Raw genomic sequence first — 16,692 nt, forward strand, 5'->3', positions numbered from 1 at the left:
GCCTGTGACCCTAGTCACCGGCGGCGGGGTGGGCAATCAGCCTAGGCGGGGGTGCCCAGACTGCATACTTTTGCCGCCCCGCGCGCCGGTGAGCTTGGCAATTTGTCTAGCGACTTAGCTGGACGGCTGATCGGCTTTTGCGGCGGCGGCGGCGTTGCGGTTCCGGGTGATCCGGGCGCCCGTCCAGCACGCCACGGCGATGCCGGCCACCAGCACCAGGGTGCTGACCAGCTGCTTGCTGCTCTCCGGGCTGCTGAAGCCGACGGCGAAGATCAGCGCCAGGAGCACGAGCCCGAAGATCGTCAGCCCGGGGAAGCCCTTCATCCGCAGCGGCAGCGCAGTGCCGTCGCGGTCTGCCCGGCGGCGCAGGATCAGCTGGGACACCAGGGCCGAGCCCCACACCACGAGGCAGGTGGAGCCGACAAGCTGGAACAGGGCCGGCAGGATCTGGTCCGGGAAGAGCAGTTCCAGGACGGCGGCCAGGAAGCCGAAGGCCACGGAGACGCTTACCGCCACGACCGGGACCCGGGCCGTGTTGAGCTTTGAGAGGACCCTGGGGGCTTCGCCGCGCTCAGAGAGCGAGTACACCATGCGGGACGCGCCGTAGAGGTTGGCGTTCAAGGCGGACAGCAGCGCGATGACGGCGACAAGGGTGATCGCCGCACCGGCGCCGGGGATCCGGGCGACGTCGAGGACGCCGGCGAAGGGGGACTTCAGGGCCGCGGAGGTTGAGGGCAGGACGGCCGCGATGACGAATACCGAGCCGATGTAGAACACGAGGATCCGCCAGACCACGGTGCGGATCGCCTGGGCGACGCTGCGCTCCGGGTTTTCCGTCTCGGCCGCGGCCACGCTGACAATCTCGGTGCCGCCGAAGGCGAAAATCACGACGAAGAGTGCGGTTGCGATGCCGCCCAGGCCCGCCGGGGCGAAGCCGGACGTGAAGTTGCCGAGGCCGGGGGACGGGACGTCCGGCAGCAAGCCCAGCAGCAGGGCCGTGCCGATGGCCAGGAAAATCACGATGGCGGCGACCTTGAGGATGGCGAACCAGAATTCGAACTCGCCGAAGTTCTTCACGCCCGCCAGGTTGATGGCGGTGAACAGGGCCATGAAGATCAGGGACAGTGCCCAGACGGGGATCACCGGCCACACGGTGAACAGGAGCCCGGCGGCACCGAGGGCCTCGGCGGCGATGACCACCACGAGCTGCAGCCACCAGAGCCAGCCGACGGTGGCCCCGGCGGTCTTGCCCATGGCCTTTTGCGTGTACACGGAGAAGGCGCCGCTGTTGGGATTGGCCGCGGCCATCTCCCCGAGCGCCCACATCACCAGGATGATCAGGGTTCCGGCGACAAGGTAGGAGATCAGCACGGCCGGTCCCGCCGCCTGGATTCCTGCCCCCGAGCCGAGGAACAGGCCCGCGCCGATGGCGCTGCCCAGTCCCATCATGGTCAGTTGGCGTGGCTTCATGCTGTGCCCCAGGCTCGGGGCGGGGACCGCGGTGGGTAGCGTCGCGGTGGACTTCATTGTCATGGCGAACCTTTGTGTGGTTTGGATCTTTGCGTCCTTATGGGACCTATTGAATTTACCGGATTTGGGCCCGGCCCCCGGCCGCCGGGGGGCCTCCGCCGTGAGAGCATGGTGGCAGTTTGCTAACTGAATCAGGGCATCGACGGCTGTTTGTCCGGCCTGGTCCCGCTTGGGAAGGAAAAATCCATGGATGTTGATCCGCTTGATGCAAAGATTGTCCGATTTTTCACGGATTCCCCCAGGTCCTCCGTGCTGGAGGCCTCCCGGGTGCTGAAGGTTGCCCGCGCCACGGTGCAGTCGCGCCTGGACCGGATGCAGGACGCCGGCGTGATCGGCTCATGGGTGCCGCAGCCCGATCCGGCGCACTTCGGCTATCCCGTGGTGGCGTTTTGTTCCCTCACGATCAACCAGGACCTCGGCCATGACGCCGTCGTGGAGGCCCTGGCGCGGATCCCCGAGCTGATTGAGATCCACACCGTCTCCGGGAGCTCGGACCTCATGGCCCGGATAGCAGCACGCTCCAATTCGGACCTTCAGCGCGTCCTCGATGCCATGATCGCGACCAGGTCCGTCCTGCGCTCGTCCTCCGTGATCGTGCTCAATACCCACTTCCAGGGCCGCACCCTGCCGCTGCTGGAAGCCGCGGCCGCCGCCAAGTGAGAAGCATGTGACCTGAAACATTTTGCGACCGGGCGGCTCGGCCGTATCATTAGTTCTAGTCACTTTGACTATAACTAATCCGGCGGTCGGGCCGGATCCAGCCGGGCAGTCCATGACGGACCCGCCCGGGACCCAAGAGGGCGGGTGGATCACCGTTTACACCACAGCAGCCAACGTCTCGGAGCGCCAGACCGCGCCGCCGTCGTTGGCCATCTCCACTGTGATCTTTGCGCTGCGCCCCAGCGAGCGCTCCGGACGGCCCACGCTGTGGATCCCGCTCGTGCGCCGGATCCGCGAACCGTTCAAGGGCCTCTGGGCACTGCCGGGCGGCCCGCTGACACACTCCGAGTCACTCCAGGACGCAGCGTCGCGGAACCTGCGCGAGACCACGGGCCTGGCCCCGAACTACCTCGAGCAGCTCTACGCCTTTGGCGGGCTGCACCGCTCGCCCACCCAGCGCGTCGTCTCGATTGTGTACTGGGCACTCGTCCAGCCCACGGAGGCCGCGCTTGCCGACGAATCGGAGAACGTGCGCTGGTTCCGCGCCGACCGGCTGGGCGAGCTGGCCTTCGACCACAACTCGATCGTCGACTACGCGCTGTGGCGGCTGCGCAACAAGATGGCCTATGGATCCATCGCCTACCACCTGCTGGGCGAGTACTTCACCCTCGCCCAGGTCCGGGAGGTCTACGAGGCCGTCCTGGACCGCGAACTCGATCCCGCCAACTTCCGCCGGCAGGTCAAGGCCACCCCGGAAATCGAAGAAACCGATCACTATCTGCAGGGCGGCAAGCACCGCCCGCCCCGCCTCTACCGCTTCACCGGCCGCCCAGGCCTCGACCCAGACAACAGGAGCACACCATGAGCAGCGTCAACACGGCAATCCAGCTGATCACGCGCGAGCAGGCCACCACCATGGCACAGGGCGCGGCCGCCTCCACCTGCAGCCCCGCGCTGGCCCGCGGGCCCTGGGACTACGACCTCGCCGAGGCCCTCGCCGGCGTGCCCGCCTACGGCCCGGGTGCCTCCTCCACCGACGTCGCTCCGGCCTCCACTCCCCGGCAGGGCCAGCTCCCCGAAGAGTACAAGCTCGCTTCCGACGCCGAACTCGACACCCGGATCCGCGCCGCCAAAGCGGCACTGGGGGACCGCGCCGTCGTGCTGGGGCACTTCTACCAGCGCGACGAAGTGATCGAATACGCCGACTTCGTGGGCGATTCCTTCCAGCTCGCCAACGCCGCCCTGACCCGGCCGGACGCGGAGGCCATCATCTTCTGCGGCGTGCACTTCATGGCCGAGACGGCGGACATCCTGTCCCGCCCCGACCAGGCCGTGATCCTGCCCAACCTCGCCGCGGGCTGCTCCATGGCGGACATGGCGGACATCGACTCGGTCACCGAGTGCTGGGAACAGCTTGAGGAAGTCTTCGGCACCGAGCTCGACGCCGAGGGCCGGGTCCCGGTCATCCCGGTCACCTACATGAACTCCTCCGCAGCCCTCAAGGGCTTCTGCGGCGAGCGCGGGGGGATCGTCTGCACCTCCTCGAACGCCGCGACGGTGCTGGAATGGGCGTTCGAGCGCGGCCAGCGGGTGCTGTTCTTCCCGGACCAGCACCTGGGCCGCAACACCGCCAAGGCCATGGGGGTGCCGCTGGAGCAGATGCCGATGTGGAACCCGCGCAAGGACCTCGGCGGCAACGACGAGGCGACCCTGCTCGATTCCCGGGTGATCCTCTGGCACGGCTTCTGCTCGGTCCACAAGCGCTTCAACGTGGGCCAGATCGAAAAGGCCCGCGCCGAGTTCCCCGGCGTGCAGGTGATCGTGCACCCGGAATGCCCCATGGAGGTGGTCGATGCCGCCGATTCCGCCGGCTCCACCGACTTCATCAAGAAGGCCATCGCCGCGGCCACGGAACCCACCACGTTTGCAATCGGCACCGAGATCAACATGGTGAACCGTCTCGCCGCGGAATACCCGCAGCACACCATCTTCTGCCTGGACCCGGTGATCTGCCCCTGCTCCACGATGTACCGCATCCACCCCGGCTACCTTGCCTGGGTCCTGGAAGCGCTGGTCCGCGGCGCGGTGCTGAACCGCATCACCGTGGACGAGGACGTGGCCGCCCCGGCCAAGGTGGCCCTGGAACGCATGCTGGCGGCGCGGCCGTGACCAGGCGGCTCGTGATTGTCGGCAGCGGGATCGCGGGGCTCTACGCCGCGCTGCTCGCCACCGACGCCGCCACCGCAGGCGGCCGTGACATCGAGGTGGTCCTGCTGAGCAAGGGGACGCTGGAGCAGAGCAACACCTTCTACGCCCAGGGCGGCGTCTCGGCCGTGCTGGCACCGGAGGATGCCGCCCCCGGGGACTCCGTGGAGGCGCACATCGCGGACACCCTCGCCGCCGGCGCCGGGCTGAACGATGCCGAGGCAGTCCGGGTCCTGTGCACCGAGGCTGTCCGGGACATCGCCGGCCTGGGCCGCTACGGCGTGCAATTCGACGCCGGTCCGGGCGGCGGACCGGCCCTGGGCCTGGAAGCGGCACACTCGGCGCCGCGCATCCTGCACGCCGGCGGGGACGCGACGGGCGCCTGCATCGCCCGCGGGCTGGTCGCCGCCGTCCTGGAACGCGCGGTCCTGGATCGTGCCGGCCACGGCCGGCTCCGGGTGGAGACCAGCGCGTTCGTCACCGCGCTCCTGACCGAACCGGCAGAGCTGACTGAAGAGCTGACTGAAGAACTGGCTGAAGCACTGCCGGCAGAACTGTCACAGCCCGGCAGCACACCTCCGGCGCCGGCACGGGTCACCGGCGTGGCCTACCTGGCCGGCGGGCGGCCCCAGGAGTTGGCTGCCGACGCCGTCCTGCTCACCACCGGCGGTGCGGGGCGGCTCTTTGCCCGCACCAGCAACCCCTCCGTCGCCACCGCCGACGGCCTGGCCCTGGCCTGGCGTGCCGGCGCCGCGGTGCGGGACCTCGAGTTCTTCCAGTTCCACCCCACCACCCTTGCCGCTGAGGAGGTCCCCGGCGGGCCGCCGGCCCTGCTCATCTCCGAAGCGGTCCGCGGCGAGGGCGCGGTGCTGCTGGACGCTGCGGGATACCGCTTCATGCCCGACTACCACCCCGACGCCGAACTGGCCCCCCGCGACGTCGTCTCCCGCAGCATCGCCCTGCACCTGGCCGCCACCGGGGCCGCGCCGGACAGCCCGGTCTACCTGGACGCCCGCGGCCTCGAGGCAGAGCGGGGCGCGGGTTTCCTGGCCCGGCGGTTCCCGACCATCACGGCGGCCACCCGGGCCGCCGGCTACGACTGGACCGCAGAGACCGTACCCGTGTCCCCGGCAGCCCACTACTGGATGGGCGGTGTGTGCACCGACCTGCGGGGCCGCACGTCGGTACCCGGGCTGTATGCCGCCGGTGAGGTGGCCCGCACGGGCGCCCAGGGGGCCAACCGGCTGGCGAGCAACTCGCTGCTGGAGGGCCTCGTGTTCAGCCGCCGTGCGGTCGAGGACTTCCTGCGCGCACCCGTGCCGGCGACGGACTGGCCCGCGCCGGCCGCCCGGGACTTCCACCCCGGCAGCCCCGTGACGTCCCCGCCGGCTGAGACTCCCAGGACGGGGGCGACCGGCGCCGCCGGTGCCGTGGAGGTCCCGTTCAGCCGGGCGGCCCTGGGCAGGCTCATGACAGCGGCCGCGGGAGTCACGCGCACGGGCGCCGACCTCGAGGCCGCCGCGGCCCAGCTGGCGCAGTGGGGAACCGTCCTTGAAGGCCGCGACCTGGCCGGGCTGGACCAGGCCGGCCATGAGGACCGGAACCTGCTGCTGGCCGCGGAACTCCTCGTGGCGGCGGCCCGGCAGCGCACGCACTCCATCGGCGCCCACTACCGGGCAGACACCGCCGCCACCTCAGCCTTCACCCATTCCATGCAAAGGATTTCCTCGTGACCACCACTGCCCACGCAACCGCTGCCCCGGAAACCCTGCCCACCAGCGCCGCGGCGCTCGCCGGGAGCCTGCCCGAGGCCGCCGTCCTGGCCGTCCTCAGCGCGGCGCTCCAGGAGGACGCCCCGTACGGGGACATCACCTCCCAGACGCTCATCCCCGCGCAGGCGCGGGCCACCGCGGTGCTCAATGCCCGCGTTCCCGGCGTGCTGAGCGGCGGGGAGGTCTTCGCCGCGGCGATGCAGCTGACCGACCCGGGCGCCGTCGTCGAACTGCTGGTCCACGACGGCGAGGCCTTCGCCGCCGGAACCGCCCTGGCCCGCGTGACCGGAAACGCCAGGGCCGTGCTGCTGGCCGAACGCGTCGCACTGAACCTGGTCCAGCGGATGAGCGCCATCGCCACCAAAACCGCCGAGTTCGTGGCGCTCGTGGACGGCACCGGGGCCCGGATCACGGACACCCGCAAGACGACGCCGGGGCTGCGGGTGCTCGAACGCTACGCCGTGCGCTGCGGCGGCGGCGCCAACCACCGCTTCAGCCTCTCCGACGCCGTCCTGGCCAAGGACAACCACCTGGCCGTCCTCACCGGCGGCGACCCGGCGAAGCTGACCGCGGTGCTGCGCGGCGCCAAGGCCCAGCTGGGCCACACAACTCACTTCGAGGTGGAGGTGGACACCATGGAGCAGATCGAGCCCGTCCTTGCCGCCGGGGTGGACACCATCATGCTGGACAACTTCTCCCTGGCCGAGCTCGCGGCCGGCGTGGGGCTGGTGGGCGGCCGGGCCCGCGTCGAGGCCAGCGGCAACGTCAACCTTGCTACCGTGGCGGACATCGCGGCCACGGGGGTGGACGTCATCTCGATCGGCGCGCTGACGCACAGTGTCACGGCCCTGGACCTCGGCCTGGACATTGAGCTGGATGTCGAGCCGGCCCTTGAGTCCGGCGCCGGTCCGGCGGCCGGCTGAGGCGCACCGTGATCTTCCTCGACGCCGCAGCCACCACCCCGGTCCGCCGCGAGGTGCTGGAGGCCATGTGGCCGTACCTCACGGGCGAATTCGGCAACCCGTCAAGCCATCACTCCCTGGGTGAGGCGGCTGCCTCGGCGCTCGCAGGGGCCCGCGCCGCAACCGCCAAGGCCCTCGGCTGCCGGCCCGGGGAAGTCGTCTTCACCTCCGGCGGCACGGAAGCGGACAACCTCGCCGTCAAGGGCATCGCGCTGGCCCGGCGCGCCGCCGATCCGCGCCTGGACCGGGTGGCGATCAGCGCCGTCGAACATCCCGCGGTGGAAGAATCCGCCAGATACCTCGAACGGGTCCACGGCTTCGCCGTCGACGTGATCCCCGTGGACCACTTCGGGCAGGTGAGCGAAGAGGCCCTCGCCGCCGTGCTGCAGCCCGGGACGGCCCTGGTGAGCATCATGTACGCCAACAACGAGGTCGGCACGGTCCAGCCCATCGCCCGGCTCGCGGCGCTGGCCCGCGCCCACGGGGTGCCGTTCCACACCGATGCCGTCCAGGCCGCCGGCTGGCTGCCGCTGGAGACGGGCGCGCTGGGCGTGGACGCGCTGAGCATTTCCGGCCATAAGCTGGGCGCGCCCAAAGGCAGCGGCGCGCTGTTTGTGCGCGGCCGGGTCCGGGTGGAACCGCTGGTCCACGGCGGCGGGCAGGAACGGGGCCGCCGCTCGGGCACCGAAAACGTCGCCGGCGCGGTGGCGCTCGCAACGGCCCTGGCGCTGCCGCGGGAGCCGGCCGGGAGCGTGGCTGCCCTCCGCGATGGGTTCATCGACGCCGTGCTGGCCGGTGTTCCCGGCGCGCAGCTCACCGGCCACCCCACCGAGCGGCTGCCCTCGGTGGCGTCGTTCTGTTTCCCGGGCACCAGCGGCGAGTCCGTGCTGTTGGAACTCGAGCGCCAGGGTGTGGTGTGCTCCAGCGGGTCCGCATGCGCGGCGGGCTCGGATGCGCCCTCGCCGGTGCTGCTGGCCATGGGCATCGCCCCCGAGATCGCCCAGACGGCGGTACGGTTCAGCTTCGACTCGACCGTGACGGCAGCGCAGTTGCAGGAGGCGGCGGCCGCGGTCCGCACCGCCGTCGCCGGCGTCCGCACCCTCGGCACCCCCTCCACCGGTTGACCTATCAGTAGATGTCCTTATCGGTCACCCGTGGCGGCTTGAACTGACAGCTCAACCGGGGGTGGGGGCACTGGGCGAAGTCAGCGGTGGCGGGCGCGGCGGAAGATCCAGTGCCGCAGCATCGTGAACCGCACGGCGGTGGCGGCGAAGCCGGAGAGGGTGGTGGTCCACAGCTCCTCGGCCACGGTGGCCTCCGGGTTGACCCAGTGCAGGACGGCCAGGCTGCCGCCGGTGATCAGCAGCGCGACGAGGATCACGATCAGGCCGTTGAGGTGGTCCCGCTTCATCCGGCGGCGTTCGGTGATCTTGAACGTCAGGCGCCGGTTGAGGGCGGTATTCATGAACGATGTCAGGATCAGGGCCGCCGCGTTGGCCGGCTGGGCACCGAGCCAGGGCCGGGACAGGGCGTACAGGGCCAGGGAGGTCAGGGTGCAGACAATGCCGACGCCGGTGAACCGGATGAGCTGCCGGACCACGGGGTAACGGAGGATTCCGCGGTACCGCCGGGTCTTCGGCCCGCGGACGACGGCGGGGGCAGGGTCAAGCTGTTCGAGCTGGGACTCCATCCGCTCAGTACAGCTCGCCCACGGGGATGTCCACGGCCAGCCGGTTCGCCGGGCCCGCCAATGGACATGCCCAGGCCTCGTTGTAGGCGCACGAGGGGTTGTAGGCGAAATTGAAGTCCAGGATGAATTCGGCCTGGGGCCCGGTGCCCCGCACGCCGTGGAAAGCCCCCTTGATGGTGTCCAGGAGGTAGCGTCCCGCGCCGTAGCTGCCGCCGGGCTGGCCCGCGGTGGCGTCACGGAACGGCACGAAGATGCCGCCGCCGTAGCCCCTGAGCTTCCAGACCGCGAGCTGTCCCATCTCGGGCAGGTCGAAGGTGCCCAGCCGCACAAACCGGACCAGGCCGTCGGTCCCGGTCTCCACGTTCATCTCCCGCCCGGCGCCCTCGGGGGTCAGCGGGACGTGGAAACGGTAGATCGGATCGTAGTCCGCCGTCTTCAGGCCGCCGAAAGTGGCCTTGGCCTCGGCGGTCAGCGCGGAAGCCGGGTGGGTGCCGAACATGCGGTCCCGCTCCTGGCGCCAGTAGGAATGCGCCTCGGCCGGGCTGTCCGCGGCGATCTTCCGCGTCGTGGCGTAGAGGGCAAAGGTCCGCAGCCGCCAGTCCGCGATATCGAGGGCCGACATGCCTGCCACGTCGCCCTGGTCCCCAAAGTGCGTTCCGTCAATGTGCTGTTCGGCCATGCCCCCAGCGTATCCGCTTTCCCGGGGCCGAAATTTGGGCGCCGAAATTGTGCCCGGATTCCGGGGCCGGACCCGCGCGCCGAATAGCCCGTTCCGGCGGACCCTCCGGCCGTAGACTTTCGCGCATGCGCAACCCCCTGCAGAACGCGGCCGCCGGCATTACCCCCAAGAGCCCCGGCGGCACACCGGGCAGTCCCGGGCACGCGCCGGGCGCCGGGCACGCGGCGGCGTCGCTGGCGGAGCTCGTGACGTACCGGACCGTGTCCATCCGGGCCGGGGGGACCTCCCGGGCCGGGGCCGGAGGGGAGACAGCCGAGTTCGAGTCATTCATCGCCGCGCTGCCCCGGTTGTATCCGGCGGTCCATGCCGCCATGGAACTGGAGCGTGTCAACGGCCACGCCCTCCTGTACCGGTGGCCCGGCAGCGCCGTGGCGGAGGACCCGGCGGCCGGGCACCGGGCGTCGGTGCTGATGGCGCACTACGACGTCGTTCCGGCGGACGACCCGGGGGAGTGGACACACCCGCCGTTCTCCGGCCACAACGACGGCACCTTCCTGTGGGGCCGGGGGACACTGGACGACAAGGGCCAGCTCGTGGCCATCCTGGAGGCGGCCGAGCGCCTGCTGCTGGCGGGGTATGCGCCCGCACATGACCTCTACTTCTCGTTCGGCAACAACGAGGAGACGGCCGGCAACAGCGCGGCGGCTGCCGCGGACCTGCTGGCCGGCCGCGGTGTGCTGCCCTGGCTCGTGCTGGACGAGGGCGGCGCCGTCGCGGGCGGCGCCTTCCCGGGGGTGAGCCGGCCGGCCGCCGTCGTCGGCGTGGCCGAAAAGGGAATCCTGGACGTGGAGCTGCTGACCCGGGACCCGGGCGGACACGCCTCCACGCCGCCGCGGATGGGGGCGACGGCGCGGCTGGCCCGCGCCATCACCCGGATCGAGCGCAGCCCGTTCCCGCAGTCGCTGCCGGAAGTGACCGCCGAGATGCTGCGCCGCTTCGGCCCGCACACGCCGCCGCCGCTGCGGGCCGTGTTCGCGAATGTGGCACTGCTCCGGGCGCCGATCACCTGGCTCTTCGGCCGGCTCGGCAGCGAGACCAACGCCATGACCCGAACCACCGTCGCCATCACCACGCTCGAAGGCAGCTCCGGGGCGAACGTCCTCGCCGCCACGGCGAAGGCCAACGCCAACATCAGGGTGGCGGTGGGGGAGACGGTCGAGGGCACCATGGCACTGCTGCGGAGAATCATCCGCGACCCGAAAGTCGAACTGCACGTCGTGGAGGGCAACGGCCCGTCCCCGGTGTCGCCGTCCTCGGGGGCCCAGTGGGACCTGCTGGCGGACTGCATCGGGCAGGTCTTCCCCGAGGCGATCATCACCCCCTACATCATGATGGGCGGCACCGACTCGCGCCGTTTCACCGGGATCTGCGGTGCCGTGTACCGCTTCGCGCCGTTCTTCATGGACGTCCGGGCCCGCGGCTCCATCCACGCCGTTGACGAAAAGATCGGCCTGGAGACGCTGGAGCAGGGCGTCCGGTTCTACGAAACACTGATGCGGGAGCTCTGAGTCATGCGGCGCCCCGGCTACGCTGGCACCATGACTGGGAGGGCCCCTTCTTCAGGATCAGGCACCGCAGGAATCCGGAGTGCTGCGCTGCGCACCGGCGCGGCGCTCGCGGTCGCGGCGGCAGCCCTTTCGGGCTGCAGCAGCGACGGCAAGGGGACGCCGGTCTGGACCGCAGGGAGCAGCGCGGCGGACAGCGCGAGTGAGAGTGCGGTGCCCTCTGCCGCCACTGGTCCCGCCCCCTCGGCCAGCGCTTCCGCCTCTCCGGGCTCGAGCGCGGCGGCCTGGAAGGTCTTCACCGACCCGGCAAAGACCGTCAGTTTTGAGGTGCCGCAGGACTGGATTGTCCAGTCCGTAGCTCCCGACGCCGGTGCGCTGCCCGGGGCGCTGAAGATCACCGTCAAGGACGCCGACGGCGCCTACCTGGCCACCTTGCAGACCGGCCTGCCCCGGCAGCCTGCCGCGGCCTGCGCGGCCGACGCAGCACGCAACTACGTCGTGGTCAGCAGCGTGCCGGTTGACCTGCCGCACGCCGGCGGCGGGGGAACGATTGACCCGCACGTGGTGTTCCGGGTGATCCAGGGCTATAAGTACTTTGGCTCCTACGGCATCACCAATGTGGTGGGCGGCGACGGCGGGAAGGGCTGCGCGTTGCAGAACGTGGTCCGTGGCCCGGCCGGCAAGGGGGACTATTCATTCGGGGACCTGACGGTGCTCAAAGCGTTGGCCCCGGACCAGAAGGTTGCCCCCGCCAAGGCGTTCGACACACTCGACCAGGCGGCCAAGTACGTCAACGAGGGACCCGAATTCGCGAACGTCCAGCGGATGCTAATGTCTCTGAAGATCAAAAACTAGTCCCGCCCGCCCGCACATCCCCGGGCCGTTGACGGCGACTTCCCTTGCACCCACCTCACATCCCACACCCGGAGACAGAGATACATGGAACGCGCCGTAGCCGCCCGCCTGGCCTTCAAGACCGTTGCCGAGACCAAGGTGGCTCTGGCCGTGGCCGTGGCCCGGAACGCAGGGTACGACTCGATCGAAGAATCGCTCAGGGTGACCGCGGGAGGCGGAGACGTGCCGCTGACCGAACTCTCGGACCACCACGGCGGGCGCTTCCACTACATGGAATTCGCCGAGCCCACCGACGTGCTGGTTGAGTACTCGGCCACCGTCACCGGCTTCGCGCTGCCCGAGGAGCCCGGGCTCATGGAACTGATCCGCTATGTCCGGCCCAGCCGTTATGCAGAGTCGGACCGGCTGCTGCCCACTGCCTATGCCGAATTCGGCGGGCTTCAGGGCGAGGAGTTGCTCCGCGCCGTCCGCGACTGGGTCTTCAACGAACTGCGCTACGTCAGCGGATCCTCGCGGGGGACCGACGGCGCGGTCGAAACCCTGCTGCACCGCCGCGGCGTCTGCCGGGACTTTGCCCACCTCGCCATTGCCCTGCTGCGATCCAAGAACGTCCCGGCCCGGCTGGCCGCCGTCTACGCCCCAGGCCTGACCCCGATGGACTTCCACGCCGTGGCCGAGGCGCACATCAACGGCGCCTGGCACGTCATCGACCCCACGGGGCTGGCGCCGCGGGCGAGCATGCTGCGGATCACGGCGGGGCGTGACTCCTCGGACACCGCCTTCCTGTCCACCGTGGGCGGCAGCCTGTCGCTGAAGGAACTCAGCGTCACCGCCGTCGTCGACGAGCTGCCGCAGGAAGACCCGGCGCAGCTGGTCGCCATCCACTAGGCCGGCCGGCGCGCCGGCGCACGCCCGGCGTACGGTTTCAGCGGACGGTCTCAGCGCACGGTTTCAGCGCACGGAGACCGCGGCGCGGAGCTTCTCGGTCAGCCGCAGCAGCTCCTGCTGTTCGGCGGCGGAGAGGGCCGGGCCCACAAGCGCGGCGATGTCGCGCACGTGTTCCCGGCCGATCTGCTTCTGCAGGTCCCGTCCGGCAGCGGTGAGCCGGATGAGGATTCCGCGGCCGTCCTCCGGGGCCGGTGTCCGTTCAACGAGCCCGCGCTTGTCGAGCCGCTCCACCAGCCGGCTCAGGCTGGACTGGCTCAGCAGCACATTGTCGTTGAGCTCGTTCAGGCGCAGCCACCCGGAGGGGCAGCGGGAGAGCGTGAACAGGACGTCGTACTCATTGAGCGCCAGGGCTTTGAACGCCGGCGCCGCCTGCAGCTTGCGCATCACCGCCACCTGGGCCCGGAACAGGGATTCCCAGGTTTCCGCGGCCAGGCGTACCGGCGATTCTGTGGCCTTGGCGGGCATCATGACCCCTGGACGGTGGTCTCAGACGCGGCGGCCGCGGCGGCATCGGTGGGCCCCGCTGCCAGCGCGGCGGCCACCCGGCCGGCGTGCGTCGGCGGTTCGGGCACGTGTGCCGGCTTGAGCGCGGCATATTCCTTGCGGAGCACCGGCAGCACTTCCTCGCCGAACAGATCCAGCTGTTCCAGGACGGTCTTCAGCGGCAGGCCCGCGTGGTCGATCAGGAAGAGCTGGCGCTGGTAGTCGCCGAAGTACTCCCGGAACGTCAGGGTCTTTTCGATCACTTCCTGCGGGCTGCCGACGGTCAGCGGGGTCTGGGACGTGAAGTCCTCCAGCGAGGGGCCGTGGCCGTAGACCGGGGCGTTGTCGAAGTAGGGGCGGAACTCCTTGACGGCGTCCTGGGAGTTCTTCCGCATGAAGAACTGGCCGCCGAGGCCCACAATCGCCTGGTCCGCCTTGCCGTGGCCGTAGTGCTCGTAGCGTTCGCGGTAGAGGCCGATCAGCTGCTGGTAGTGCTCCTTGGGCCAGAAGATGTTGTTGGCGAAGAAGCCGTCACCGTAATACGCCGCCACTTCGGCGATCTGCGGCGTGCGGATCGAGCCGTGCCACACGAAGGGGGCGACGCCGTCGAGCGGGCGGGGGGTGGAGGTGAAGTTCTGCAGCGGCGTGCGGTGCTTGCCGGACCAGTTCACGGTGTCTTCGTCCCACAAGCGGCGCAGCAGGGAGTAGTTCTCGATCGCGAGTTCGATCCCGTCCTGGATGTTCTTGCCGAACCAGGGGTAGACGGGGGCGGTGTTGCCGCGGCCCAGGACCAGGTCCACGCGTCCGTCCGCGAGGTGCTGGAGCATCGCGAAGTCCTCGGCGATCTTCACGGGGTCGTTGGTGGTGATCAGGGTCGTGGCCGTGGACAGGATGATGCGCTCGGTCTGGGCCGCGATGTACGCCAGCGTGGTGGTGGGGGAGGACGAGAAGAACGGCCGGTTATGGTGCTCGCCGAGGGCATAGACATCCATGCCGATCTCTTCGACCTTCTTGGCGATCGCCACGGACGCCTTGATCCGCTCGTGCTCCGTCGGGGTGCGGTCCGTGGTGGGGTCGGTGGTGATGTCGCTGACGCTGAATACGCCGATCTGCATGGTGTGCCTTTCCGTGGCCGGGATGGATCCGGGAGCTGGTTCTACTATAGCCGATATACATGCGTTTGCATCTATCGACCGGTATAACGCCCGCCACGGACGAATATTCCCGCACGTTCCGGCCGGGTTTCCCGGCCCGTCTTCCCGGCCGCGTTCCCGCCTTCGGAGCTGGCGCGGGCCTAGGATGCAATCAACCGGCTGGCCGCGAGGTGCCCGCCCTCCCGGAAGGCCGCCATGCGCCGTGTTGTCGCTTTTCTGTGTCTGGTGGAGCTCACCAGCGGAATCCTGCAGGGCTATTACACGCCCATCCTCACCGATATCGCCCGGCACCTGGGGATCCACGACGCCGACGTCAACTGGTTCGAGGCTGCGCAGCTCATGGTCAGCGCCCTCGCCGTGCCGGTGCTGGCCAAGCTGGGGGACATGTACGGGCACAAGAAGATCCTGCTGGTTTCCACGCTGGTCACCGCTGCGGCCTCCTGGGGCGTCGCGCTCGCCCCGGACTTCTGGACCTTCCTGGCCGCGTGGTCGTTCCAGGGTTTCTACGTGGTCTGGCTGCCCCTGGAAATTGCCCTGATCTTCAGCCGCGTCCATCAGCTGCCCGACGGCGCCGCCCGCACCCGGCGCGCAGCCGGCGTCCTCGTCGGGGCGCTGGAGGCCGGTGTCATCGCCGGAGCGCTCGCCGCCGGGGCGCTCGTGGAAGTGTTCGCGGGCCAGCTGCAGCTGGTGCTCCTGGTCCCTGCGGTGGCCGTGTCCGCATGCTGGTTCGCCGTCCGGTTTGGCGTGCCGGAGTCGCGTGAGCGCAGCGGCGGACGCGTGGACACCCGCGGCTTCACGCTCCTCGCCCTCGGACTGCTGCTCATCACGTCGGGACTGACATTTATGCGCCTCAATGGAGCCGGCGCGTGGTGGCCATGGGCGCTGGTGGGAGCCGGAATTCTGGTGTTCATTCCGTTCGCGCGGTACGAGCTGCGCGAGGCCGATCCGCTCGTGGACATCCGGATGCTGCGGGGCAAGTCCATGTGGCCCGTCCAGCTGACCGCAGCGCTCTTTGGCGTCTCGGTCCTGGGCGCGCAGGCCCCGCTGTCCACCTTCGCCCGGACCGACCCCGCGCTGCACGGCTACGGTCTCGGGCTGCGCGCCGGGCAAGTCTCCATCATCATCGGCGTCTATGTGCTGGCGCTGCTGGTGGGCGCCCTGCTGTATCCGGTCGTGACCCGCCGGCTCACCCCGCGCTGGACCCTCGTGGGCGCCGCCACGCTCGTGGGCCTGGGCTACCTGCTGTTCCTGCCGTTCCATGGCAGTCTCACCCAGGCACTGGTCAACATGGCGATCGCCGGTGTCGGCTCCGGGGCCCTCGTGGCGGCGCTTCCTTCGGCGGCCGCGGCGGCGGCGCCCCTCAACCGGACCGCGATGGCCACGGGCCTGACCAACACCACCAAGACCATCGGCGGAGCCTTCGCTTCCGCAGTGTTCGGCATCGCCCTGCTCAGCCACGTCCTGGCCGAGGCCGGGGCCGGCGCGGGGGACGCCGGTCAGACCGCGGCGCCGCTCGCCGGCTACCTCACGGTATGGACCATCTGCGGGGTCACCGGGCTTGCCGCGGCCGCCGCGCTGGTGATGGTGCCCCGCCTGGCCTTCTCCGACCCGGCGGCCGTGGCCGCCGCACCGCTCGGGGCCGGCTCGCACTAGCGGTACCCTTCCTCCTCGGCGACTGAGCAAGTATGTTCTTAGCGTGACGGGTACGCGGAGGTACGAGTGGGGGCGGGCGGCGGCCGCGGCCGTCCTGGTGGCAATCAGCTTCGTGCTTTCGGGATGTTCCGCGTCGCGGCTGGCACCGGCCAGTACGGTGGATGCGCGTGCGGTGCTGGCGGCGTTCAAGTCCCGGGACATGGTGGGGCACCTGCAGGCGCTGCAGCGGGTGGCCGATGCCAACGGCGGGAACCGGGCCTCGGGCACCTCGGGGTATGAGGAATCGGCCCGCTACGTCGAGGAGCAGCTGCGCGCGGCCGGGTATGCGCCGGTGCGGCAAAGCTTCACGTTCAAGGAGGACGGCCGGCGCGGCAAGACGGTGGAGTCCTTCAACATCCTGGCCGACACCGGGGGCAGTGCCGAGCACACCGTGGTGGTGGGCGCGCATCTGGACTCCGTGCAGGAGGGCCCGGGCATTGATGACAACGGCAGCGGGGTCGCGGCGGTCCTGGAGACCGCGCGGTGGATGAAGGAGG

At 70.1% G+C, this 16,692-nt stretch carries 16 protein-coding genes; 11 read left to right on the plus strand and 5 right to left on the minus strand.

Features of this window, described 5'->3' with window-relative positions; translation table 11 throughout:
• Positions 1-114 precede the first annotated feature (114 nt).
• Complete coding sequence (locus C566_RS0118020; RefSeq protein ID WP_026266828.1) at positions 115-1,533, minus strand: amino acid permease; 1,419 nt, start codon at positions 1,531-1,533, stop codon at positions 115-117.
• A gap of 183 nt (positions 1,534-1,716) precedes the next feature.
• On the opposite strand from C566_RS0118020, the gene C566_RS0118025 reads away from it, so the two are divergent.
• The 6 genes from C566_RS0118025 to C566_RS0118050 all read left to right on the plus strand — a co-directional run bounded on the left by C566_RS0118025 (position 1,717) and on the right by C566_RS0118050 (position 8,253).
• On the plus strand, positions 1,717-2,190 hold the full coding sequence (locus tag C566_RS0118025) for an Lrp/AsnC family transcriptional regulator (RefSeq protein WP_018775756.1): 474 nt from the start codon (positions 1,717-1,719) through the stop codon (positions 2,188-2,190).
• Positions 2,191-2,302: 112 nt separating this feature from the next.
• Positions 2,303-3,055 carry an NUDIX hydrolase gene (locus C566_RS0118030; RefSeq protein ID WP_018775757.1) on the plus strand — a complete coding sequence of 251 codons (753 nt, stop codon included), beginning with the start codon at positions 2,303-2,305 and terminating at the stop codon, positions 3,053-3,055.
• A complete protein-coding gene (gene nadA / locus C566_RS0118035) occupies positions 3,052-4,359 on the plus strand; it encodes a quinolinate synthase NadA (RefSeq protein ID WP_018775758.1) in 1,308 nt (435 codons plus the stop codon). The genes C566_RS0118030 and nadA overlap by 4 nt, the downstream gene beginning before the upstream one ends.
• Complete coding sequence (locus tag C566_RS0118040) at positions 4,356-6,128, plus strand: L-aspartate oxidase (RefSeq protein WP_018775759.1); 1,773 nt, start codon at positions 4,356-4,358, stop codon at positions 6,126-6,128. Before nadA ends, C566_RS0118040 begins: the two co-directional genes overlap by 4 nt.
• A gap of 35 nt (positions 6,129-6,163) precedes the next feature.
• Entirely contained in the window at positions 6,164-7,090 is a 927-nt protein-coding gene (gene nadC, locus C566_RS0118045; RefSeq protein ID WP_051082364.1) for a carboxylating nicotinate-nucleotide diphosphorylase, read from the plus strand.
• Between the two features lie 8 nt (positions 7,091-7,098).
• Positions 7,099-8,253, plus strand: a complete 1,155-nt coding sequence (locus tag C566_RS0118050) for a cysteine desulfurase family protein (protein WP_018775761.1) — start codon at positions 7,099-7,101, stop codon at positions 8,251-8,253.
• A gap of 80 nt (positions 8,254-8,333) precedes the next feature.
• Here the strand turns inward: C566_RS0118050 and C566_RS0118055 are convergent, their stop codons facing one another.
• Both C566_RS0118055 and C566_RS0118060 read right to left on the minus strand, forming a co-directional pair.
• On the minus strand, positions 8,334-8,819 hold the full coding sequence (locus C566_RS0118055) for a GtrA family protein (protein WP_018775762.1): 486 nt from the start codon (positions 8,817-8,819) through the stop codon (positions 8,334-8,336).
• 4 nt (positions 8,820-8,823) lie between these two features.
• Entirely contained in the window at positions 8,824-9,498 is a 675-nt protein-coding gene (locus C566_RS0118060) for a DUF1684 domain-containing protein (protein ID WP_018775763.1), read from the minus strand.
• Positions 9,499-9,623: 125 nt separating this feature from the next.
• On the opposite strand from C566_RS0118060, the gene C566_RS0118065 reads away from it, so the two are divergent.
• From C566_RS0118065 to C566_RS0118075, 3 genes are all read left to right on the plus strand, one after another.
• Positions 9,624-11,066 carry a M20/M25/M40 family metallo-hydrolase gene (locus tag C566_RS0118065; RefSeq protein WP_018775764.1) on the plus strand — a complete coding sequence of 481 codons (1,443 nt, stop codon included), beginning with the start codon at positions 9,624-9,626 and terminating at the stop codon, positions 11,064-11,066.
• A 30-nt stretch (positions 11,067-11,096) separates the two neighbouring features.
• The gene (locus C566_RS21750; RefSeq protein ID WP_026266831.1) at positions 11,097-11,918 is read left to right on the plus strand and encodes a hypothetical protein; all 822 of its coding nucleotides are present in this window, start codon (positions 11,097-11,099) and stop codon (positions 11,916-11,918) included.
• 84 nt (positions 11,919-12,002) lie between these two features.
• A complete protein-coding gene (locus C566_RS0118075) occupies positions 12,003-12,806 on the plus strand; it encodes a transglutaminase-like domain-containing protein (RefSeq protein WP_018775766.1) in 804 nt (267 codons plus the stop codon).
• Positions 12,807-12,869: 63 nt separating this feature from the next.
• On the opposite strand, the gene C566_RS0118080 is transcribed toward C566_RS0118075, so the two are convergent.
• Together C566_RS0118080 and C566_RS0118085 are read right to left on the minus strand one after the other, a co-directional pair.
• Positions 12,870-13,331 (minus strand): MarR family winged helix-turn-helix transcriptional regulator, encoded by a 462-nt coding sequence (locus C566_RS0118080; RefSeq protein ID WP_018775767.1) that lies wholly within the window; start codon positions 13,329-13,331, stop codon positions 12,870-12,872.
• The gene (locus C566_RS0118085) at positions 13,331-14,464 is read right to left on the minus strand and encodes an LLM class flavin-dependent oxidoreductase (RefSeq protein ID WP_018775768.1); all 1,134 of its coding nucleotides are present in this window, start codon (positions 14,462-14,464) and stop codon (positions 13,331-13,333) included. The genes C566_RS0118080 and C566_RS0118085 overlap by 1 nt, the downstream gene beginning before the upstream one ends.
• Positions 14,465-14,728: 264 nt before the next feature.
• Between C566_RS0118085 and C566_RS21755 the strand changes: the two genes are divergently transcribed.
• On the plus strand, positions 14,729-16,156 hold the full coding sequence (locus tag C566_RS21755; RefSeq protein WP_331271130.1) for an MFS transporter: 1,428 nt from the start codon (positions 14,729-14,731) through the stop codon (positions 16,154-16,156).
• A gap of 43 nt (positions 16,157-16,199) precedes the next feature.
• A partial coding sequence (locus C566_RS23370) for a M28 family peptidase (protein WP_269210554.1) occupies positions 16,200-16,692 on the plus strand: 493 nt, incomplete at its 3' end.

Source organism: Arthrobacter sp. 131MFCol6.1, from assembly GCF_000374925.1.
Lineage (GTDB): Bacteria > Actinomycetota > Actinomycetes > Actinomycetales > Micrococcaceae > Arthrobacter.

What these genes read in the sequence shown, in the direction of transcription:
- C566_RS0118030 (WP_018775757.1), top strand. Translation starts at nt 2,303, where the DNA reads ATGACGGACCCGCCCGGGACCCAAGAGGGCGGGTGGATCACCGTTTAC.
- C566_RS0118055 (WP_018775762.1), bottom strand. Translation starts at nt 8,819, where the DNA reads ATGGAGTCCCAGCTCGAACAGCTTGACCCTGCCCCCGCCGTCGTCCGC.
- C566_RS0118075 (WP_018775766.1), top strand. Translation starts at nt 12,003, where the DNA reads ATGGAACGCGCCGTAGCCGCCCGCCTGGCCTTCAAGACCGTTGCCGAG.
- C566_RS0118020 (WP_026266828.1), bottom strand. Translation starts at nt 1,533, where the DNA reads ATGACAATGAAGTCCACCGCGACGCTACCCACCGCGGTCCCCGCCCCG.
- C566_RS0118060 (WP_018775763.1), bottom strand. Translation starts at nt 9,498, where the DNA reads ATGGCCGAACAGCACATTGACGGAACGCACTTTGGGGACCAGGGCGAC.
- C566_RS0118065 (WP_018775764.1), top strand. Translation starts at nt 9,624, where the DNA reads ATGCGCAACCCCCTGCAGAACGCGGCCGCCGGCATTACCCCCAAGAGC.
- C566_RS0118025 (WP_018775756.1), top strand. Translation starts at nt 1,717, where the DNA reads ATGGATGTTGATCCGCTTGATGCAAAGATTGTCCGATTTTTCACGGAT.
- C566_RS0118080 (WP_018775767.1), bottom strand. Translation starts at nt 13,331, where the DNA reads ATGCCCGCCAAGGCCACAGAATCGCCGGTACGCCTGGCCGCGGAAACC.
- C566_RS0118085 (WP_018775768.1), bottom strand. Translation starts at nt 14,464, where the DNA reads ATGCAGATCGGCGTATTCAGCGTCAGCGACATCACCACCGACCCCACC.
- C566_RS21750 (WP_026266831.1), top strand. Translation starts at nt 11,097, where the DNA reads ATGACTGGGAGGGCCCCTTCTTCAGGATCAGGCACCGCAGGAATCCGG.
- nadA (WP_018775758.1), top strand. Translation starts at nt 3,052, where the DNA reads ATGAGCAGCGTCAACACGGCAATCCAGCTGATCACGCGCGAGCAGGCC.